A 12,399-nucleotide genomic window follows, 5' to 3' on the forward strand; every position below is an offset into this window, starting at 1 on the left:
GGTATGTGGACAGGGCCCAAGAGCGGTGCAGTACCTGTGTGCGGGCTTGTCCCGCGAAAGGGCCGGTGCAGCCAACACAACTAAACTGGCTGTACCCAACGCCCAGGCCCACTCACCATGCTCCCGCGTCTAGCCGCCGACACCCTGGTCCTGCTGCACCTGACCTTCATCCTGCTGGTCCTCTTCGGCGGCCTGCTGGTACTGCGCTGGCGCCCCGCCCTGCTCATCCACCTGCCCGCCCTGGCCTGGGGCCTGGCAGTGGAATACCTGCACCTGCCCTGCCCCCTCACCGATTGGGAAAACCACTTGCGCCACGCCGCTGGCGACGCCGGCTACCCTGGCGGCTTCGTCGAGCACTACATCTGGCCACTGATCTACCCCGCAGGGCTGACGCCACACATCCAGTGGCTGCTGGGCAGCATCGCACTCGTGCTCAACCTCGCCATCTACGGCTATGTCCTCTGGCGCTGGCGTCGCCCTAGCGGGTAGCCACCAGGAACAACCGGGGAAACGGCAACAGCACCTTGCCATCGCTGGCTGGCGGATACGCCTGGCGCATCGCCTCCAGATACTGCTGGAGGAACCCCGCCTGCTCCTGCTCGTCCAGCTTCGCCAGATAGGGCCGCAGTGCCGAGCCCTTGAACCATTCCACCACTGCCTCGGCGCCTCCGGCCAAAGGGTGGTGATAGGTAGTACGCCATACGTCCACCCGCGCACACACCGGGCTCAGCAGGTCGTAGTAGAACGACGCCTGATGCCGCGGCGGCAGCTGGAAGCCAGCAAAGCGCTCGGCCCAAGGACCATGGGCAGCGATTTCACGCAAATAGCGGTGGGCCGGTTCCTCGAGGTTGTCCGGCGTCTGCACGGCCAGGCTGCCTCCCTCGCTCAGCTGGCGCACCAGGTGCGGGTACAGCGTGGCATGGTCGGGCACCCACTGCAGGGACGCATTGGCCAGGATCAGGTCCTGTGGCTCGGGCGCCGCCCAGGTGGCGATGTCGGCGATGTCGCAGCGCACCCGCGGAATGTGCAGGCGCTTGCGCTCGCGGGCCTTGTCGATCATGTCCTTGTCGTTGTCCAGCGCGGTCACCTGAGCGTCCGGGCAGCGTTGCAACAGCACCTCCGTGGAGTTGCCCGGCCCGCAGCCAAGGTCGGTGGCATGGCGCACCGGGCGTGGCGGCACGGCGGCCAGCAAGTCGCGTACGGCGCGGGTGCGTTCATCTTCGAAGAGGGAATACTGGGTGGCGGACCAGGCCATGGTCGACTCCTTGTGACGGGCTGTGTGTTGAGCATAAGCCATGTGCAGGCCAGCGAGAGAGGGGGAACCGACCGACTATGCTGCAAGTCTGTCCCTGTATGCGCATGCCCATGAAGACATTCCTCGCCGTCGCCATCCTGGCCCTGATCGCCGCCGCCGCCCTGCTCGGCTCGCCCTGGATGAACCAGCGCTTTCACATGCCCGCCGAAAAAACCCACACCCAACAACGCGAAACGGCCGGGTCCCAAAGGGAGCCGGCCGCTTCCAACAACGACTAGTGCTTAGTGCTGCTTGCCAGTGCGGATCTGGTGCACCACGCCCATCGCCACCACCACTGCCGCGGCGATACCGGTGGAGATCACCAGGATCTGGTAGTCAGGCATGAAGGCCATGGTCACCAGGGCAGCCACGATGAACGCGATCACCAGGTAGGTCAGCCATGGGAACAGCCACATCTTCAGGCGGACTTCCTTGCCTTCGGCGATCAACTTGCGGCGCATGCGCAGCTGCGAGAAGGCGATCACCAGGTATACCAGCAGGGCGATCATGCCCGTGGTGTTCATCAGGGTTTCCAGCACGTCCTTCGGACGCAGGGTCTCGCTGAAGTTGATCAGCGCGCAGACCACCGCCACGGCGCACGAACCGATGATCGCGAACACCGGTACGCCGGTGCCGGCGCGGGTGATCTTGAAGAACGACGGCGCGTCGCCACGCTGGGCCAGGGAGAACAACATGCGCGAAGCGGTGTAGTGGCCCGAGATCAGGCAGCTGCTCACCGAGGTCAGCACCACGAAGTTCATCAGCAGCTCGGCATGCGGTACGCCCAGCAGCTCCAGGGTACGGCGGTAGGCGCCGTAGCCGGAGACGCCCAGGTGTGGGTCGTTCCACGGTACCAGGCAGACGATCAGGAAGATCGAACCGACATAGAACAGGCACACACGCCATACCACCGAGTTGGTGGCCTTGACGATCTGGGCAGCCGGGTCCTTGGCTTCGGAAGCGGCGATGGTGACAATTTCGGCGCCGAGGAAGGCGAACATCACCCCGAGCAAGGCCCCGACTACGGTGGTCATGCCGTTGGGCATGAAGCCTTCGGCGGTCAGGTGGGTCATGCCTCGCACTTCACCGAACTGCCAGATGTTCATCACAGCGGCGGTACACACCACCAGGAAGCAGACGATCGCCACCACCTTGATCAGCGCGAACCAGAACTCGAACTCGCCGTAGTGCTTGACGTTGAAGAAGTTGACGGTGATCAGCACCAGGGTCGTGGCCAGCACGAACACGTTGACGCTCACATCGGGGAAGAAACCATGCAGGATCTTGCCCGCCACGTAGGCTTCCCAGGCCATGAGGATGACCCAGTACCACCAGTACAGCCAGCCGATGGTGAAGCCGGCCCAGCGGCCAATGGCGCGGTCGGCATAGGTGGAGAACGAGCCGGTGTCGGGCGAGGAAGTCGCCATTTCACCGAGCATGCGCATGATCAGGACCACCAGGATGCCGCCTGCCAGATAGGCCAGAACCGCGGCCGGGCCGGCGCTGTGGATCACGCTGCCGGAACCGACGAACAAGGCGCCGCCGATAACCCCGGCGATCGACATCATTGTCAGGTGGCGCGACTTGAGCGAGGCACTAAGCTTGCTCTCGTGCTCGCCTTTCGCGTTGGTGGTTGTGGATGTTGCGTCCATCAGTTGTGTACCCCGTGCTTCTTTTTATCCAAGGAAAACCGTGAAACCCCGATGGCAATCGGTCTCACCTATACATCAGTGCTGTTGCGGGCAGGATGGTGTGAACGAACACACGCAGGCCATCCATGGCGGCCTGCTGACGCGCCCCGGGTTGCCCCCAGGGCGAACTGAAATGCTTTATGTGGCGATATCTGACACCTAATGTAAAAATGTCGGGCACAGAGAGCCATGCACAGCGGCATGAAATCCGCACTGCACTGTACAGGCCTCCAATGCAATACACCTGCGACACCCTGCAGGCGCGCGGCGCCGTGCACCCCCCTGAAGGCACCCCAATGTTCGAACTACATCCAGACTCATCCACCCCGCTGGTCAACCAGATCATCGACGGGCTGCGCGAGCTGATCGACAACCAGACACTCAAGCCCGGCGCCAAGGTACCGTCGATCCGCGCCTTCGCCGCCACCTACTCGGTCAGCACCTTCACCGTGGTCGAGGCGTATGACCGTCTGGTGGCGCAGGGCTTGCTGGTCAGCAAGGGAAATGCAGGCTTCTTCGTCAATCGTGCAGCGAACGAGTTACTGGAAAGCCAGGCCAGCGAAGCCGACGCCAACCGCCCGACGTTCAATTCGGAGTGGTACCTGCAACAGATCTTCGAGATCCGCCAGCTGCCGTACAAGCCCGGCTGCGGCTGGCTTCCCAACGATTGGATGTACGAGGACGGCCTGCGTCGCGGCCTGCGCCAGGTGGCCGGGAGCCCACTGGAATTGTCTGGCTATGGTGACCCCATGGGCCTGCACGAGCTGCGGGCGCTGACCGCGCAGAACCTGCAGCAGGAACTGTCGATCGTCGCCAATCCATCGCAACTGATGCTCACCCACGGCGCCAGCCAGGCCCTGGACCTGGCCGCCCGGACCTTGGTACGCCCGGGCGATGTGGTGCTGGTCGACGATCCGGGCTACCCCAACCTGATGAGCATCCTGCGCACCCAGGGTGCGACTTTGGTAGGGGTACCGCGCACACCTGCTGGTTACGACCTCGATCAGCTCGAGCGTTTGCTGGCCCACCACAAGCCAACCGCGTTCTTCACCCAGCCGCACCTGCACAGCCCGACCTGCTCGCGCACACCGCTGCCGCAGCTGCACCGTTTGTTGCAATTGGCCAGCCAGCATGGCTTCCGCCTGGTGGAAAACAACCTGTACGCCGACATGATGGCCGAGCCGCAGCCGTGCCTGGCGAGCCTCGACCACCTGCAGCAGGTCGTGTACGTGGGCAGCTATTCCAAGAGCATCTCGCCCAACGTGCGGGTCGGCTATATGCTGGCCAGCCCCGAACTGATGCAGAAACTGCTGCACCTGAAGATGCGCTCGGGCCTGACCACCTCGCAGGTGATGGAGCGCGTGGTCTATGCCGCAGTCATCGATGGCCGCTGGCGCAAGCACCTCAAGCGCCTGCGCCAGCGCCTGGCCGAGGCCCACCAGGAAGTCGGTCGGCACCTGCACCGGCTGGGCTTCGAGCTGTTCATCGAGTCTGACGAAGGCATGTACATCTGGACCCGCCACCCGGCGATTCCAGACAGCGCGGCACTGCTCGACGACGCGCTGGAAAAAGGCATCATGCTCGGCCCTGGGCAGTTGTTCATGGTCGATGCCCAGGCCACCGGGTGGATGCGCTTCAATGTGGCGTTCAGTACCGAGCCTGCGATGTGGGAGTTGTTGGAGAAGGTGTTGGTCAAGCACGTGCGCCGGGGTGGGATGTAGTTCGGCGCAACACTTTCAGCGCCTGTGGCATGCACCTACTAGCGCCACCACCCTCTTAACGCTTGCTCCTCTCGCCCGCCAGGTGTCCCCGGCACTTGGCGCTCTGGCACGACTCTTTTTATCAACACCGTTGATCGCACAGTTAGTCCCCCTGCACCGGTCAATTTCCCGTATCTGCGACTTATAGCCGAAGTCTCTAGCGCGGGCGGCAGCCCTGAAATACTTCCATCTGCAGCTTCTACTACAAGCTCTCCAATACTTTCCGTCTCAAATCCGCACTATTGGAAATGGACGTGACCTCTCGAAAAACCTTAACGAGCGCTGAGTTGCAAGAAATATACTCAACCGAAACTTTCAGCTATGACTTCGAAAATATCCTTTCATGGGACACCCCATGCACACTGCCCATAGAACCGCCAAACATAGCCTCGTTATCAATAAAAGCGATTCACACCAACGCAGCAACCATTGCAATAAATACGGTGAAAGAAATCGAGGCCACTCGCCCGGCCGGCACACCTGGATTTCAAAGCTATTTAACAAAACACTTATCAAACATAAAAAAACTCCATCCAGACCAGACAAACCACCTTTATGCCAAAAAGAAATTTCTACTATTTCTTTATAATAAAATTAGAAAAAAGACGCCTCATCGCCTCAATCGCTTTAGGGCAGCAGACATCTACACCACAAGCATAAATGACATAGGCCATCACTTTGAAAATATCGCATACGACTTAGACAGCGACGGACATAGCATCCACTGGATCGAGGAGGAGCTGCACTATTTAATGAGGGCCGCTACCGCCGCGCAAATTGAAATAGTGCTAAAAAAATGCCTTGAGAAAGTCCAAAGCGAATTCGAGTCATTTCACCCTGAAGCAATAAAAATACTACGACAAAACCGCACCAAAGACCGTAACAGCAAATCTATCACTTTAAACCTTAACTCCACAATTCAACTCAGCTCAACACTAACCACCCTATCAACAACCGAAAGCCTTCAAAGCGCACTACTCGGCGGAATACAGAGACTCAAAAGGCTTGGCCTTGCTGCAACCCCGGTTTTCAGACTGGGTATTGGGGCATTTTTCTACTCAGCAGAACTAGGGAATGCTGACTTGTACCATGAATCAGCCCTGAGCATGCCTGCTGACTTACTCATTCCTGACCTTCCTGCCAACATTCATGACATGGGCCTTGAACATGGGACTTTCGATTCCTCGCTCCGGCTTCATGCCAATCTCGACACGTATACACTTACGGATAAAGCAAATGCTACCCATGCGGAGAAGAAGGTACCCGTACGCCCCCTGATATTGGACAAAGAAAACAATATCTACACATCGATTCCATCACATGATTTTCCAATCATGCTCAGCTTTCCGATTCATACCCAAAGGGGATCAGCAACTACAACCCCCGGCATCCCGATACCCGCAGATCCCTATGAAGGTGTAAACCTCAGACGAGCATGGACAGATGCGACACCACTCCCTGCCCATGAACCACCAAATTATAAAGACTGCATCTACTGCTTCCCGCCAGAGTCTGGCCTACCGCCACTGTACGTGGTTTTCAACTCTCCCTATCCCGGCGCGACAACCATAGGGACTTACAGCGGACGCCCCTACAACCCTGAAAAAGCCGGGGGTCCAATTGAACGACTGGATTGGAGAAAAACCCGGCTCACAGCAGACGCCGTCGAGTTAGTCAAATTACACACAAGTCGCTTCCCGCCTTCAGACGCGAACAAAATTATGATAGATAGACTCGAAAAAATTCTACAGGGCAAACTACAAGCAACCGACATCGACAAGCGATTTTTCACCCATGAAATAAGGGAGCTTGAGCGCTTGCGCGCCCTTGGCATCGCTGATAAAACTCTGCCAGCTGACGGCGGCGAGACTTGGAACAATACTCACGCAGCCACTTTGGAAGACTATCAGCTTGGATCAGATGCCGAGCTATTATATACAGCGGAAGCTTTAGAAGCAGACGTAATCCAGCTTGAGCGGGAAAATCCATGAACACCATTCACGACGTAGTTAAAAACGAATCTCCTACGGATGTAGTTTTATTTTTCACCAAAGGTACTGGCATCTCGCACCCACAGCTAGACAGGCTTTACACCCAGAACAACTGGATTCACCTAGGTGACTGCATTGGCCTCATCGAACTGATCAGAAAAATGACAAGCGACGGTTTGATTGAGCAAAAAGCCGGTGGATATGTGAAAGGTCCAAAATGGACCGCACCAAAATTCATGCTCGAGAATAAGTACACTTTCAATAAAAGTTGACAGCACAAGTCGAGTTCTACCGCAGCGGATACGGCCAAGGCCAAAAGGAGGCCAAAAGGGGACGGCCAAAAGGGGACAGATTTATTAATCACGTTCATGGGCCTGCACGAGCTGCGGGCGCTGATCGGGCAGAACCTGCAGCAGGAGCTGTCGATCGTCGCCAAGCCATCGCAGCTGATGCTCACCCACGGCTAGAGGCCATATCGGCATTGCGATCCGCCATATCCGTCAATGTATCCATTTGCATGGCGGACTCTGGCAGAGTGATGGCAAACGGCTATTCTCGGCTGTATATCATGGAGCGATCGAGCATGCCGCACACCCCCCGGTTCCTGAAGCATTACCGCAAAGCCGATCGGATCATGCTAGGGCTGATCTGGTTGATGTTCGGTTTTTCACTCGGTTTGGCCTTCTGGCACGAGACTTTCATTCAGTCGCTGGTGGTAGGTGGCGGTACCTGCCTGGTGCTGACGGCGCTGTACCGCGCCATCGGTGGCAGCCGCAGCATGCGTTGCGCGCTGGCCTTCGGGTTGATGGTCATGGCCGCGCTGCACATCAACCAGGCCGAAGGGGTGATCGAATCGCACTTCGGCATCTTCGCCTTGCTGGCGGTGCTGACCTTTTATCGCGACTGGCTGCCGATCCTGGTCGCCGCCGCGACCATCGCCGTCCATCACGTGCTGTTCCATGTGTTGCAACACCAGGGCTACCCGGTGTTCGTCATGGCTCACCACGGCGGCTGGACAATGATCTTCGTGCACGCCTTCTACGTGGTGATGGAAACCGTCGCCCTGCTGTACCTGACCCTGCAGAGCCGTGCGGATGCCGAGGAAAGCCAGGACATGCTGGACAAGATCCTGGCCACCGCCTCGCAGTTCACCGCCGACCAGGAAGCCGGCGCCGAGGACCCGGTGCACGTGTCGCTGGCGCAACGCTTCGACCGTTTCCTGAAGCAGATCACCGCGTTGGTCGACGGCGTGGTGCGTGACTCCCAGGGCCTGGGCGAACTCGGCCAGGAACTGGCGAGCACCAGTCACACCCTGGTGCAGGGCGCGCAGCACCAACTGACGGAAATCACCCAGATGACCGGATCCATGCAGCGCATGGGCGATGCCATGGGCAGTATCGCCGTGCATGTGGAACAGGCCGTGGAGCACACCGGCCAGGCCAGCGCGCAGGTCAACCGAGGCCAGGACTGCGTGAACCGGGCCCTGGTCGAAGTCACTCAGCTGGCTTCGCGGCTGCAGGGCACCCATGCCACGGTGCAGGAGCTGGCTGGACAGACCCAGCAGATCGGCAGCGTGCTGGAGGTGATCAGCAGCATCGCCGCGCAGACCAACCTGCTGGCGCTCAACGCCGCCATCGAAGCCGCGCGCGCTGGCGAGCAAGGTCGTGGATTCGCCGTGGTGGCCGATGAAGTGCGCAGCCTGGCGCAGCGCACTGCGGTATCCACCCAGGAAATCCGCAGCATCATCGAAGCCCTGCAACAGGGCAGCCGCCACGCGGTCGAGGCGATGCAGCAGAGCAGCGAAGGCGTGGCGCGTTGCGTCGAGGACAGCCAGCAGGCGGTCGCGATGCTGCAAGCGGTGGGCAGCGATATCGCGCAGATCGATGCACTCAATGGGCAGATCGTCTGCACGACACGGGAGCAGTCGTCGGCCAGCCAGGAGGTGGTCGGGCGCCTGCAGGCAGTGCAAGACATTGCCCAGCATACCGCCGCCGACGTCGAGCACCTGGCCTCGAGCAGCCAGCGGTTGCCGCCGATTGCCAACCGGTTGGATGCGTTGGGGCGCACGTTTCATCCTTGAGTTTGGCGGGGGATTTGTAGCGCCTGGGAGATCGAGCGCCGCGCATCGCGACGCGTGCGCTGGAGAGGTGTGGCGCCGCACAAACCGAGCGCCGCGTGCGCTGGAGATTTGCAGTCCCCACACATCGAGCGCCGCCCGCGCGGCGCATCGCTCCAACTGTTTACCTACCTTAAAATTTTCATACCCTGAACTAGCACCCTCCCCCCGGACTGAACAGTTACCTTTAGCGGAACTATTACACCGCTCCATATAAGCCACAACTTAGCGACTCTTCACGCCCCCTTTAACCAGTGAAGAGCACCATGCAAGGCCCAATTGAATTACCTCCTTTAATAATTACCCCAACCAACCGCCCGACACAGCATCGTCCTGGGTGGGGTACGCACTGGATTCCCCACCCGTCTGGCACGCAGTTTCCTGCCATCCCCCACGCCATTGCTCCTCCGGGCAAGCCCGCGCGAACACCTGCCGTGAATCCGGCGGTGTCTGCTGCCGACAAAATTCAGGCCTCATTCAAGAAGATAACGCCTACCGAGTTCGGTAAGACCAAGAAGCAGATAGAAGCCCTTATTGCGGCCCAACTCAAAACATCTATTTACCGCAACTTAAAAGCGGCTACCCGTAAGCAATACATCGTCGAAGACCTGTTGATACTCCGGCTCGACCAAGGCGCGGCGGCAGACAAGATCGCGAAGAAGTGGCTGGGTTACAGCATCGAATCGCGCCCCAATCGCGTGAACGTCGCTAATTACGAGAAGCGGTACGGAAAACCCCAGAAAGATATCGAGCGCTTCAAGCAGCGATTCACAGCGAGCTACCGTGCTGTCGCAGCAAAAGCCCAATCGATGGTGGAGTACTTCCACCTTTACACCCAAGTAGCCACTTCACCTACGGATAAAATCCGTGCCCGGCACCGGGCCCAGCACGCTGCGGCCGCCAAAGCCGAAGCTGCCCGCGTTGCTGCCGCTAAAGCCAAGGCCGAAGCCGACCGCATCGCTGCCGCTAAAGCCAAGGCCGAAGCCGACCGCATCGCCGCCGCTAAAGCCAACCTTGTCATAGTCACGCCGCGACAACATATCGAGATCCATAAGGAAACCAAACAAAAATGAACAAACGCATAACCGACTTCACTGAGAATGAGTTTCTTGAATTCGTAATAAAAATCTACACGGTTGACTATCGCTCAGACAGAGGCCACCTCAACGCAATATTTGAATTTGAGCGGATCACAGAACACCCGAAAGGATCCGACTTGTTCTGCTTCCCAGATCCAGGAAAGGAAGGACCACAGGCTATCGTCAGTGAAGTCAAGGCTTGGCGTGCAGCCCATGGCAAGCCTGGCTTCAAACCTGAATAATTTTGAACCGATTGAAAACAAAGAGCCTTGTAAAGTAGTCGCAGGGCTCTGCCACTTCTTAATTAGCAGTATGCGTTACGGTAGAAGCTAGCCCGCCACAGCAAACCTCCGGAGACCAGTCGACTCTGACTTACAACACTGCTGACTAGCCGACTACTATAGCCTCAGAAGCTTCCTACAAGCTCACTTTTGACGACTTAGGCAAACTAGCTTCCTCCCCACTTCAGCTTTTCAAGGACTCCAGATAAACATGGACCGTACAACTCCCAATATGCATCTCCGCCCAGAGCTTATGCCCCCTACCTTCGATGAACCGCTACTCACGCGCTTGACCGAACTGGCCGAGATTCTTGACGGTGGCGATCCAAACCAAACGATCGAGCAGTTGTCCGAATTCAATCGACTTGCCTCTACGGCTATCGAGTTCATCGAATTCCAGGGCATTTACGGCGGCCAGGACCACGAAACATGGGTACATGCGGTCCTATCCGCCCCATATGTACGTCGCATTCCAGACATCACCCAGGATGAATTGGTAGAACTAACCAGGCGGGTCATGGAGGTCGATGGCGACGAGGCATCGTGCCATTTCTGGTTGATGCAACTAAAGGCTAACCTCTCTCCTCGTGTGCTCGATCTAATTTATTGGCCAGGCGAGTATTTCGGCCATGGCGACTATGACAGAGACATGACCCCTGAAAAAATTGTCGAAATCGCCATGCGTGATGAAGCAAGCACCAAGTGATGAAAATCGTTGGTCTGCACTACGCAGACCCACGACCCAGCATTGCTGGGTCTTGAACCGGCGTACATCGGCGTCGCTGGAACTCGCTGTGATCCAAGACAGACGCATATTCTGTACCAGTTAAGGTCCCTATCTACCCGCCGCATTTGCCGCGCCCAGCCCCCCAACCCTTTGCCCCAAATCAAAAATACCCTCCACGCAGAGTGTCACTCTACAAAATACAGGGCTACCTTTGATGCAGCCCCCAAGGGCTGCATATGCCCCGCAACGCTCAGGGAAGAGAGGTTTGCCATGGTCATCCACGCATCGCTCCCAGCCGCCGGCCCGCGCGCCAGCGCCCTCCCCTGGCTCCTCTCGCCCGAGACACTCACCTTCGCACACGCGTCGAGCCGCCCATGACCCTGCTATCCGCTTTGCCCAAGAACAAACTTCTCCTCGCCGCCATCGCCGTCGGCGCTGCAGCGCTGGCCTGGTGGGGATGGCAACAGTTGGCCGACAGCGGCCCCGGTGATGGTTTCGTCAGCGGCAACGGGCGCATAGAAGCCACCGAGATCGACGTGGCGACCAAGCTGCCCGGGCGCATCGAGGACATCCTGGTCAACGAAGGCGACTTCGTCAAAGCCGGCCAGGTGCTGGCCACCATGCAACTCGACAGCCTGCAGGCCCAACGCGACGAGGCCGAAGCCAGCCTGCGCCAGGCCGAGCACGCCGTCGCTGCCGCCGAGGCCCAGGTGGCCCTGCGTGAAAGCGATGCAGCGGCAGCCGAGGCGGTGGTCGTTCAGCGCGAAGCCGAACTGGACGCTGCCCAACGCCGCCACGGGCGCACTCAAACCTTGGCCAGGGAAGGCGCCACCTCGCAGCAACAACTGGATGACGACCGCGCCACCGTTCGCGGCGCCCAGGCAGCTCTGACCGCGGCCCGAGCCCAGGCCAGGGCTGCCAAGGCCGCGATCAACGCCGCCCAAGCCCAGCGCATCGGCGCCGAATCGGCGGTTGGCGCGGCCACGGCCTCGGTACAGCGCATCGATGCCGATATCCGCGACAGCGCACTCAAGACCCCGCGCAGCGGCCGCGTGCAGTTCCGCGTGGCCCAGCCCGGCGAGGTGCTCGCCGCGGGTGGCCGGGTGCTGAACGTGATCGACCTGTCCGACGTGTACATGACCTTCTTCCTGCCCAACGAAGTCGCCGGCCAGGTGGCCCTGGGCAGCGAGGTGCGTATCGTCCTGGACGCAGCCCCGAACACCCCGGTGCCTGCCACCGTATCCTTCGTCGCCAGCGCCGCGCAGTTCACACCCAAGACCGTGGAAACGGCCTCCGAGCGGCAGAAACTGATGTTCCGGGTCAAGGCGCAGATCCCACCGGCGTTGCTGCAACGCTACCTGGAATACGTCAAGACCGGCCTGCCGGGCGTGGCCTGGGTCAAGCTGGACCCCGATGCCGAGTGGCCCGCCGGCCTGTCCTCGACGCTTACGGAGTAAGCC

12 protein-coding genes are annotated in these 12,399 nt (G+C 59.3%); 10 read left to right on the forward strand and 2 right to left on the reverse strand.

Going from position 1 to position 12,399, the window contains the following annotated elements:
• The first annotated feature begins 117 nt into the window (after window positions 1-117).
• Window positions 118-489: a DUF2784 domain-containing protein gene (locus E6B08_RS18130; protein WP_136915317.1), complete on the forward strand. Its 372-nt coding sequence runs from the start codon at window positions 118-120 to the stop codon at window positions 487-489.
• On the opposite strand, the gene tam is transcribed toward E6B08_RS18130, so the two are convergent.
• On the reverse strand, window positions 479-1,255 hold the full coding sequence (gene tam, locus E6B08_RS18135) for a trans-aconitate 2-methyltransferase (protein ID WP_136915318.1): 777 nt from the start codon (window positions 1,253-1,255) through the stop codon (window positions 479-481). The two genes, E6B08_RS18130 and tam, sit on opposite strands and share 11 nt — an antisense overlap.
• Window positions 1,256-1,353: 98 nt before the next feature.
• Here tam and E6B08_RS18140 point away from each other — a divergent pair, with 98 nt between their 5' ends.
• The gene (locus tag E6B08_RS18140) at window positions 1,354-1,533 is read left to right on the forward strand and encodes a hypothetical protein (protein ID WP_136915319.1); all 180 of its coding nucleotides are present in this window, start codon (window positions 1,354-1,356) and stop codon (window positions 1,531-1,533) included.
• Between the two features lie 3 nt (window positions 1,534-1,536).
• Here E6B08_RS18140 and E6B08_RS18145 read toward each other — a convergent pair whose 3' ends face one another.
• Window positions 1,537-2,946: an amino acid permease gene (locus tag E6B08_RS18145; protein WP_136915320.1), complete on the reverse strand. Its 1,410-nt coding sequence runs from the start codon at window positions 2,944-2,946 to the stop codon at window positions 1,537-1,539.
• A 335-nt stretch (window positions 2,947-3,281) separates the two neighbouring features.
• Here E6B08_RS18145 and E6B08_RS18150 point away from each other — a divergent pair, with 335 nt between their 5' ends.
• The 8 genes from E6B08_RS18150 to E6B08_RS18185 all read left to right on the forward strand — a co-directional run bounded on the left by E6B08_RS18150 (window position 3,282) and on the right by E6B08_RS18185 (window position 12,396).
• Window positions 3,282-4,706, forward strand: coding sequence for a PLP-dependent aminotransferase family protein (locus E6B08_RS18150; RefSeq protein WP_136915321.1), 1,425 nt, complete (start codon window positions 3,282-3,284; stop codon window positions 4,704-4,706).
• Window positions 4,707-4,999: 293 nt separating this feature from the next.
• Window positions 5,000-6,736, forward strand: a complete 1,737-nt coding sequence (locus E6B08_RS18155; protein ID WP_192938555.1) for an S-type pyocin domain-containing protein — start codon at window positions 5,000-5,002, stop codon at window positions 6,734-6,736.
• Window positions 6,733-7,008 (forward strand): hypothetical protein, encoded by a 276-nt coding sequence (locus tag E6B08_RS18160; RefSeq protein ID WP_136915323.1) that lies wholly within the window; start codon window positions 6,733-6,735, stop codon window positions 7,006-7,008. Before E6B08_RS18155 ends, E6B08_RS18160 begins: the two co-directional genes overlap by 4 nt.
• Before the next feature lie 311 nt (window positions 7,009-7,319).
• The gene (locus E6B08_RS18165; RefSeq protein WP_136915324.1) at window positions 7,320-8,816 is read left to right on the forward strand and encodes a methyl-accepting chemotaxis protein; all 1,497 of its coding nucleotides are present in this window, start codon (window positions 7,320-7,322) and stop codon (window positions 8,814-8,816) included.
• 302 nt (window positions 8,817-9,118) lie between these two features.
• On the forward strand, window positions 9,119-9,925 hold the full coding sequence (locus tag E6B08_RS18170) for a hypothetical protein (protein ID WP_136915325.1): 807 nt from the start codon (window positions 9,119-9,121) through the stop codon (window positions 9,923-9,925).
• Window positions 9,922-10,173, forward strand: a complete 252-nt coding sequence (locus tag E6B08_RS18175) for a bacteriocin immunity protein (protein ID WP_136915326.1) — start codon at window positions 9,922-9,924, stop codon at window positions 10,171-10,173. Before E6B08_RS18170 ends, E6B08_RS18175 begins: the two co-directional genes overlap by 4 nt.
• A 250-nt stretch (window positions 10,174-10,423) precedes the next feature.
• Complete coding sequence (locus E6B08_RS18180; protein WP_238349236.1) at window positions 10,424-10,918, forward strand: hypothetical protein; 495 nt, start codon at window positions 10,424-10,426, stop codon at window positions 10,916-10,918.
• A gap of 395 nt (window positions 10,919-11,313) precedes the next feature.
• Window positions 11,314-12,396, forward strand: coding sequence for an HlyD family secretion protein (locus tag E6B08_RS18185; protein WP_136915327.1), 1,083 nt, complete (start codon window positions 11,314-11,316; stop codon window positions 12,394-12,396).
• The last annotated feature ends 3 nt before the right edge of the window (window positions 12,397-12,399 follow it).

Source organism: Pseudomonas putida, assembly GCF_005080685.1.
GTDB classification, from domain to species: Bacteria; Pseudomonadota; Gammaproteobacteria; order Pseudomonadales; family Pseudomonadaceae; genus Aquipseudomonas; species Aquipseudomonas putida_V.